The sequence below is a fragment of the Nonomuraea sp. NPDC049784 genome, from assembly GCF_040659615.1.
Lineage (GTDB): Bacteria > Actinomycetota > Actinomycetes > Streptosporangiales > Streptosporangiaceae > Nonomuraea.
Genome location: NZ_JBFAMX010000503.1, coordinates 1 through 7,583 on the forward strand (window position 1 = coordinate 1; position 7,583 = coordinate 7,583).

General features: G+C 68.8%; 7 protein-coding genes and 1 pseudogene. All 8 read right to left on the bottom strand.

Features of this window, described 5'->3' with window-relative positions; translation table 11 throughout:
* Positions 1-440 (bottom strand): annotated as a pseudogene (locus tag AB0J09_RS49650) (integrase); the annotation flags it as partial.
* An 81-nt stretch (positions 441-521) separates the two neighbouring features.
* Positions 522-2,051, bottom strand: coding sequence for a UDP-N-acetylglucosamine 1-carboxyvinyltransferase (locus tag AB0J09_RS49655; protein ID WP_360707997.1), 1,530 nt, complete (start codon positions 2,049-2,051; stop codon positions 522-524).
* Between the two features lie 16 nt (positions 2,052-2,067).
* Positions 2,068-3,771, bottom strand: a complete 1,704-nt coding sequence (locus AB0J09_RS49660) for an enoyl-CoA hydratase-related protein (RefSeq protein ID WP_360708000.1) — start codon at positions 3,769-3,771, stop codon at positions 2,068-2,070.
* Between the two features lie 499 nt (positions 3,772-4,270).
* Positions 4,271-4,525, bottom strand: coding sequence for a hypothetical protein (locus tag AB0J09_RS49665; RefSeq protein WP_360708003.1), 255 nt, complete (start codon positions 4,523-4,525; stop codon positions 4,271-4,273).
* Between the two features lie 919 nt (positions 4,526-5,444).
* Positions 5,445-5,819: a nuclear transport factor 2 family protein gene (locus tag AB0J09_RS49670; RefSeq protein WP_360708005.1), complete on the bottom strand. Its 375-nt coding sequence runs from the start codon at positions 5,817-5,819 to the stop codon at positions 5,445-5,447.
* A 357-nt stretch (positions 5,820-6,176) separates the two neighbouring features.
* On the bottom strand, positions 6,177-6,470 hold the full coding sequence (locus AB0J09_RS49675) for a DUF952 domain-containing protein (protein WP_360708008.1): 294 nt from the start codon (positions 6,468-6,470) through the stop codon (positions 6,177-6,179).
* The gene (locus AB0J09_RS49680; protein WP_360708010.1) at positions 6,467-7,021 is read right to left on the bottom strand and encodes a GNAT family N-acetyltransferase; all 555 of its coding nucleotides are present in this window, start codon (positions 7,019-7,021) and stop codon (positions 6,467-6,469) included. The genes AB0J09_RS49675 and AB0J09_RS49680 overlap by 4 nt, the downstream gene beginning before the upstream one ends.
* Before the next feature lie 20 nt (positions 7,022-7,041).
* Positions 7,042-7,583 (bottom strand): TetR family transcriptional regulator (locus tag AB0J09_RS49685; RefSeq protein WP_360708013.1); only part of this gene is annotated, 542 nt, incomplete at its 5' end.

Sequence of the window (7,583 nt, forward strand, 5' to 3'; positions counted from 1 at the left end):
GCCCCGATCAGCCCCTGCGCCTGCTCCCGCGTCAACGCCCGCCGCTGCGGCCGCAGCCCGCCGCGCTCCTTGGCCGTCACCGTCGAGGCCGTCATCGGGTTGACCTGCACCCACCCCGCCAACACCGCATGCTTGAACAACGCCGAGATCGACCGGCGAAAACGCGCCTGCGACGACGGCGACTGCCCACCACTGGCGGTGCGCCGCCGCCCGTCCGGCCGGCGCGCGAACGCCAGCAGCAGCGCGTCCACATCGGCGCCCGTCAGATCGTCCAGCACCACCTCGGCGCCCGCCAGCTCCACCAGCGTCGCCACATCCCGCGCATACACCTCCGCCGTCGACGGCGACAACGCCCCCGTCACCGTCCTGGCCCGCACCAGCTCCACATAACGGTCAGCCGCCTCCGCCACCGTCAGCCGCTCGAGCTCCGCAGGCCGCACCGGCCGCCACCTTCCCCTCGAATGCCCCTCGCACGAGAAAAGATCCAAGGACGACCGTAGCGGCCGGCACCGACACAAACGCTAGATGTCGCGGAACGTCTCGATGCGCGCTCCCAACGCGTTCAGCCGCTCGGCCAGATCCTCATACCCGCGGTTGATCACGTACACGTTCCGCAGCACCGACGTGCCCTCCGCCGCCATCATCGCCAGCAGCACCACCACCGCCGGCCGCAGCGCCGGCGGGCACATCATCTCCGCGCTGCGCCACCGCGTCGGCCCCTCCACCAGCACCCGATGCGGATCCAGCAGCTTCACCGACGCCCCCAGCCGCGTCAGCTCCGTCAAATAGATCGCCCGGTTGTCGTACACCCAGTCGTGGATCAACGTCGAACCCTGCGCCGAAGCCGCGATCGCCGCGAAGAACGGCACGTTGTCGATGTTCAGCCCCGGGAACGGCATCGGATGGATCTTGTCGATGGGGGAGACCAGCTTCGACGGCCGCACCGTCAGATCCATCAGCCGCGTACGCCCGTTGGCCGCCGGATACTCCCGCCCCCGATCACAGTCGAGGCCCATCTCCTCCAGCACCGCAAGCTCGATCTCCAGGAACTCCACCGGCACCCGGCAGATCGTCAGCTCCGACGACGTCACCACCGCCGCCGCCAGCAGACTCATCGCCTCCACCGGGTCCTCGGAGGGGGAGTAGTCGACGTCCCGCTCGATGTCCGCCAGCCCGTGCACCGTCAGCGTCGTCGTCCCCACCCCGTCCACCCGCACGCCGAGCTGCTCCAGGAAGAAGCACAGGTCCTGCACCATGTAGTTGGAGGAGGCGTTGCGGATCACCGTCACACCGTCGTGCCGCGCCGCCGCCAGCAGCGCGTTCTCCGTCACCGTGTCGCCCCGCTCGGTCAGCACGATCGGCCGCGACGGCGACACCCCCCGATCCACCCGGGCGTGATAGAACCCGCCGGTCGCGGTGATGTCCAGCCCGAAATGCTTCAGCGCCGACATGTGCGGCTGCACCGTACGCGTGCCCAGGTCGCAGCCGCCCGCGTACGGGATCTGGAACTGCTCCGTGCGGTGCATCAACGGCCCCAGGAACATGATGACGCTCCTGGTGCGGCGCGCCGCCTCGGTGTCCATCGCCTCCAGCTCCAGCCTCGCCGGAGGCACGATCTCCAGATCGCTGCCCTCGTTGATCCACCGCGCCCGCACCCCGATCGAGGCCAGCACCTCCAGGATCCGGTAGACCTCCTCGATCCGCGCCACCTTCCGCAGGATCGTCCGGCCCGAGTTCAGCAACGACGCGCACAACAACGCCACGCACGCGTTCTTCGACGTCTTGACGTCGATGCTGCCCGACAACCGGCGGCCGCCCACCACCCGCAGATGCATCGGCCCCGCATACCCCAGCGAGACGATCTCACTGTCGAGCGCCTCACCGATCCGGGCGATCATCTCAAGACTGATGTTCTGGTTGCCGCGCTCGATCCGGTTGACCGCGCTCTGAGACGTCGCCAGAGCATCGGCCAGCTGAAGCTGCGTCCAACCACGATGCTGGCGCGCATCCCGGATCAGCCGGCCGATCCGCACAAGGTAATCATCTGCCACAACACGAGACCATATCTCACATATGAGATGCCGCAGCGCCCGCGGGGGCCGACGCGCCGGACAGCTCACGATGACCCGCCAGATGCTCCGGAGTCGCCGACGCCTTCGCCTTGTGCACGAACGCCCGCCGCGCCGCCCGGAACTCGTTACGGTCGTCGAACATGTCGCGGCTCATCTCCGCCAGCTCCTCGGCCCGGTAAGCATCCAGCGGCTTACGCCGCTCATCGACCTCACGCGCCTGCCGCCTGCCCGCCAGCAGCCGATCATAACCCGGATCCACCGCCAGCCGCTCCGCGTACTCCAGCACCCTGCGCTCGAAGTCCAGCCGCGACCCGCCCAGCATGCGATCCGCCAGCCCCACCTCGACCGCCTCCGCCGCCCCGACCGGCAACGCCTGCTGCGTCAACCTCCGCGCCGTCTCCGCACCCACCCGGCGCGGCAGCACGTACGTCCAGTACTCACTGCCGAACAACCCCATCGTCCGGTAATGCGGATTCAGCACCACCGAATCCCGGATGATCACCCGGTCGGCGCCCAGCCCCATCATCACCCCGCCCGCGCCCGCGTTCCCCCCGATCGAGGTCACCACCAGCTGACTCGTACACCCCACGATCTCCCGGCACACCGCGTTGATCGCGTTGATGTTCATCCACGCCTCCAGCTCCGGATGACGCGAAGCCTCGATCACATTCAGATGAATGCCGTTGGAGAAGACCTCCCCGCCCCGCACCACCAGCACCCGCGTGTTCTGCGCCGCCGCATACCGCAGCGCCGCCGACAACCGGCGGCACTGATCGCTCGACATCGCCCCGTTGTAGAAGTCGAAACTCACCACCCCCACACCGTCACTACGGTCATAGGTGATCTCGCTGTAACCCGAACGCTCCGGCGCCGAAGCCACCAGATCACCCAGCGCCAGCGCCGACGGAAGCTTGATCGCCCCCTCCTGCTCCAGCCGCACATGCCCCACCCACACCGAACCGTCGCCGGTGTGCACCAGCACCGCACCCTCACGCCGCGCCGCCACCTGCCCCGGCTGGCCCGCGATATCCGGCCCCCGATACACGTCGAACACTCGCACCGGCAGCTCACACAACGTCGCCCGCCCCCCAGGCGACCCGTCCGCGGCCCGCACCCGGCGCACAATGTCCTCCGTCGGCTCCTCCCAGGAGAACTCCCGATCGGAATGCCGCATCGCCCGCCGCAACCGGCCCCGCACCTCCGGCGAACGGTAATCCAGCGGCGCCGGCGCGAACGACGCGTCCGCCGCCTTGGCCGCCACCTCCGCCACCAGCTCCACCGCCGCATCCGCGACCGGCCCGTTGTACAGCGCCGACTTACGCGGCGCCTCCGACGGCAGCGCGAACGTCCGATACCCCCAGATCGGGCCCGCGTCCATCTCCTCGACCGCCTGCAACGCCGTCACCCCCCACTCGGGCTCGGCCTCCAGGATCGCCCAGTCCAGCGACGACGGCCCCCGGTCCCCGGGCGGCCCCGGGTGGACGATCACCGTACGGTGGCCGCGCCACAGCTGCTCGGGCACCCGCTCCTTCAGGAACGGGCAGATCACCAGATCAGGCTTGGCCAGCTCGGCCGCCTCCACCATCGCCTGCTCCGAGACGGCCAGCTCGACACTCACCTCATGACCGGCGCGGCGCAACTCCAGCCAGCAACGCTGGGTCAGGCCGTTGAACGAGGAGCACAGCAGCAAGATACGCAAGGCGGGACTTCTTTCCAGGCAGGGTGGGGGACACGGAATCGGGCGGCAGGGGACTGCTCAGCGGGAGGGGCGTTCCCTTCTGTCCCATGCCTTTATGACAGTCCCATATGGCCCATACATGTCTTTGATGCTGACATGAATCGTCCACTGCCGGTGACACTTCACCGCAAAAACCCGCCCAGACCAGCCCTAGTTGACCCGCTTTGCCCGAATCATCCGCCTGCGTCAGGGGCCCGGCCGCGCACCCGCCCTGAGCCGAAACCCCGCTTCCGGGAGCTCCAACCCGGGGGAGGGGTCGTCACCGTCCCGTCCATCCCTCGGCGTCGACGCGGCGACTCCACCCGGGGCCGGCGCAGCCCAGGGCCGGGGGCGCTTCGCGCGAGCGAGCACCGCTAAGGGGTGTTTATCCCTGTATTTACGACTTTGCCACAAACCAGACAGAATCCAGCTTCTGTCTGGTTTGAGATTGAATGTCCAGGTTGGGGTGGGGTGGAGGGGGTCAGAGGCGGTTGACGAAGCGGGCGGCGGAGCGCTGGCTCATGCCGGTCTCGCCGCGTACGAGGAAGACGGCTTCCTGTATCTGGCCGAGGGCTTTGAGCTCGCGCACCTGGTCGACCAGGTCGACGCTGATGCCGGGCCGGTTGCGCGGGCGCTGGGTGAGCCGGGCCGCCAGGATGATCAGCCAGATGGTGAGCGCGGTGATGACGGCTGTGAGCGCGATGAGGCCGGGGGTTGTGATGTCCAGGGCGGGCATGCAGGGCGTCTGCCCGGGTGTGGCCGCTTTATTCTGGTTGCTTGATAATGAACATTATGTCAAGTAGCCCCTTCTGGAAGGATCGCGTACGGGCCGCTGCTGTCCGACGACGGCACCACCTGGCTGGGTACTGCGCTGCTGGTCCGTGCGCCTGACCCGGATGCGGCACGCGCCGTCCTGACCCTGGACCGGTATGCCGGCATCGAGGTCCACGACTGGGAGTTCGGCGGGCGGCGGTAAATGAGCGCTTGGCCGTCGGCGAGGTGGGGCCGGAACTCGCGCGCGTCGGAGATCGACCGGTGGGGCGGAATCTGACCCGTGGATTTGGACCGGATTGAATGAGACAGGACAGTGAGGCCGGTGGGTCTGGTGTGATTTTTCTCTCGGCGGGCGGCGGGGCCTCGTCGCGCAGGGGGCGCGAGGAGTCGGATTGCGCGGTGGAGCCGGGGTTTCGTGGCCGGATGCGGTGGCGTGGCGGGGCTCCCCTGGGCATTGACCGGGGGTTTGACGCTCTGTTGATTCGCTGTCCTTGGCGGGATGCGTTGTTTAGGGTTGGAGATCCTGCTATTCGCGCCGCGAGAGGAGCAGCACGTGGGGAGTCAGTCGGTGTTATGTCCGGTGTGTCAGGGGGTTGTGCCCGCTTCGGGTAAGGATGCGTACACGCCGCTGCGGGGGCGTCTGATCCTGACCAATGGGTACTGCGCGGGTGGGTGCGCCGAGCGGCGTGCTGAGGAGCAGGCGCAGCAGATGGCGCGTCCGCAGCCGGCTCCGGTGCCGGTGGCCTCGCGTGGGCCGGTGCGGTCTTCGGTGGCGCCTGTTCGGGTGGCGCGCTGATCTTTTCCCGCATGTGTGTTGCTCGGGGTGTTGCGGTGTGTGGCCGGTTGTGGGGGCCGGCCGGGGCGCGGAGTTGCTGGCGGGGTTATAGGTGGCCGTCGATGGTGTGCCAGTAGTCGCGGGTCTGCGTGGCGAGTCCGTCGGGGTCGAAGCGGGCGAAGACGCAGCCTGCGAGGGTGATGGGGCGGCCGTTGTCGTGGGCGTGGACCCGGAATTCGATGGCTGCCTGGTCGCCGTCGACGATGGGGGCGGCGAAGGTGACGTGCGGGTCGGTTTCGCCGGAGAACGACCATCGGATGTAGTCGGCGATGGCTTGTCTGCCCTGGTGCGGGGGGCGGAAGGGCATGCTGGTGTGGACGGCGTCGTCGCGGTAGAGGGCGATGATGGCGGCGGTGTCGTGGTGGGTCCAGCCGTGTTGCCAGGTGTCGGCGAAGCGTTGGGCGGCCGTTCGGGTGTCCATGGCAACCATTGTGTGGGTGGCGCCGGTGCGGGTGCGCGTGTCTTGCGCTGGTGGCCGCTGGGCTTGAGGTGAGCGTCGGCCCCCCTGCGCCCCTCTCCCCTGGTTGTCTGGCGTTTGGTACGGCCTGATGCGTGGTGCCTGTCGCATGGTTGCGGGGTGTGGGCCCGGTTCGTGGGGCGCCGCGGTCTCGGGCGGCTTCATGCTTGGGCTTCCCCTTGTCGTTACCCTCCCCGAGTTAGCCGCGGCACTCCCCTGTCGCGCGGCGGGTGGGTGGCGCGGCCATTCGTGCACGGCCAGGGCCTGTTCGAGGTCGCCGCTCCCCCGCGCTCAGGGCTTCGCGCGCGCCCGGGCGGTCGTTCAGGGGGTGTAGGGGTGTACGGCGGTGACGGCCGTGAGCGGCAGGGGGCCGTATAGGTGGGGGAAGCCGTTTTCGACGCGGATGTCCAGGTCGGTGGGGTCGATGTCGAGGACGAGCAGGGGGTCGTTGAGGTGGGCGTAGAAGGCGGTGTGGACGCCGCGTAGCTGGGTGAGGTCGCGGCTGCAGTGGATGAAGCCTTCTTGGTCGAGGGTGCGGCCGAGGGTGGAGATGCGGTACTCCCCTGCTTTCTGCGCGGCTTCCCAGTCGGCGGGCAGGGCGAGGTGGTGGATCATGGGGTCCATTCGGTGTGGAGGATGGCGTAGATGGTTTCGCTGGACCATTCGCCTTTGACGAATTCGTTGTCGATGAGGGTGGCTTCGCGGCGCATGTGGAGTTTTTCCAGGACGCGGGCGGAGGCGGTGTTGCGGGCGTCGAGGCGGCCGGTGATGCGGTGCAGGCCGAGGCTGTCGAAGCCGAGGCGGAGCATTTCGCGGGCGGCTTCGGGGGCGTAGCCGTGGCCGTGGTGGTCGGGGTGGAGGACGTAGCCGATTTCGCCCTGGCGGTGTTGTTTGCTGGTCCAGATGAGCAGGCTTTGGCCGATGAGCCGGCCGGTGTGGCGCAGGGTGACGGCCAGGTCGATGGCGTCGCCTTCTTCGAGGAGGGCGGTGCGGGTGATCTTTTTGTCGAGGAAGGTGCGGGTGGTGTCGCGCTCGCGGGGTTCCCAGTAGAGGTAGCGGGCGACGTCGGGGCGGGATTCGTAGGCGTGGACGGCGTCGAGGTCGTCGGGGGTGAAGGGCCGCAGCAGGAGGCGGTCGGTGGTGATCGGGTAGTCGGGTTTCAGCACGGGGGCAGTGTAGGTGGGGGTCAGGGCGGCGGCAATGCGTTTTCTGCCGTTTTGACGGCGTGGGTGAGCAGGGCGCGGGCTTGGTCGAGGGGGCGTTGTTCGACGAGGTGTTCCAGCCAGAGGGCGGACAGGGTGGTGTAGAGGAGGCGGACGCGGGTGTCGGTGTCGGGGAGGTGGAGGGTGTCGGCGACGATGCGGACGCAGCCGTCGGTCCAGCGGCGGGCGATTTGCTGGAGTACGGGGTCGCGGCCTGCGTGGACGTATAGCTCCCAGAGGCCGAGTTGGCGGGTGCGGTCGGCGGTGGCGACCTGGTCGGCCAGGGCGGTGAGGCCGTGGTGGGTGATCCAGGTGCGGGTGGTGGCGAGTTCGGTTTCGACGAGTTGGGCGAAGGCTTCGGCGAGGAGTTGGTCGCGGGAGGCGAAGTAGTAGGTGGTGGCGGCGAGGGGGAGGTTGGCGCGGTGGGCGACGGCGCGGTGGGTGACGGCGGCGAAGCCGCCTTCGGTGAGCAGGTCGACGGCGGCGGACAGGAGGGTGGCGCGGCGGCGTCGACCGCGGGCCTGTG

Excerpts from the sequence above, each read along its gene's own strand:
- AB0J09_RS49665 (WP_360708003.1), bottom strand. The coding sequence starts at position 4,525 with ATGCCCGCCCTGGACATCACAACCCCCGGCCTCATCGCGCTCACAGCC.
- AB0J09_RS49670 (WP_360708005.1), bottom strand. The coding sequence starts at position 5,819 with ATGGACACCCGAACGGCCGCCCAACGCTTCGCCGACACCTGGCAACAC.
- AB0J09_RS49675 (WP_360708008.1), bottom strand. The coding sequence starts at position 6,470 with ATGATCCACCACCTCGCCCTGCCCGCCGACTGGGAAGCCGCGCAGAAA.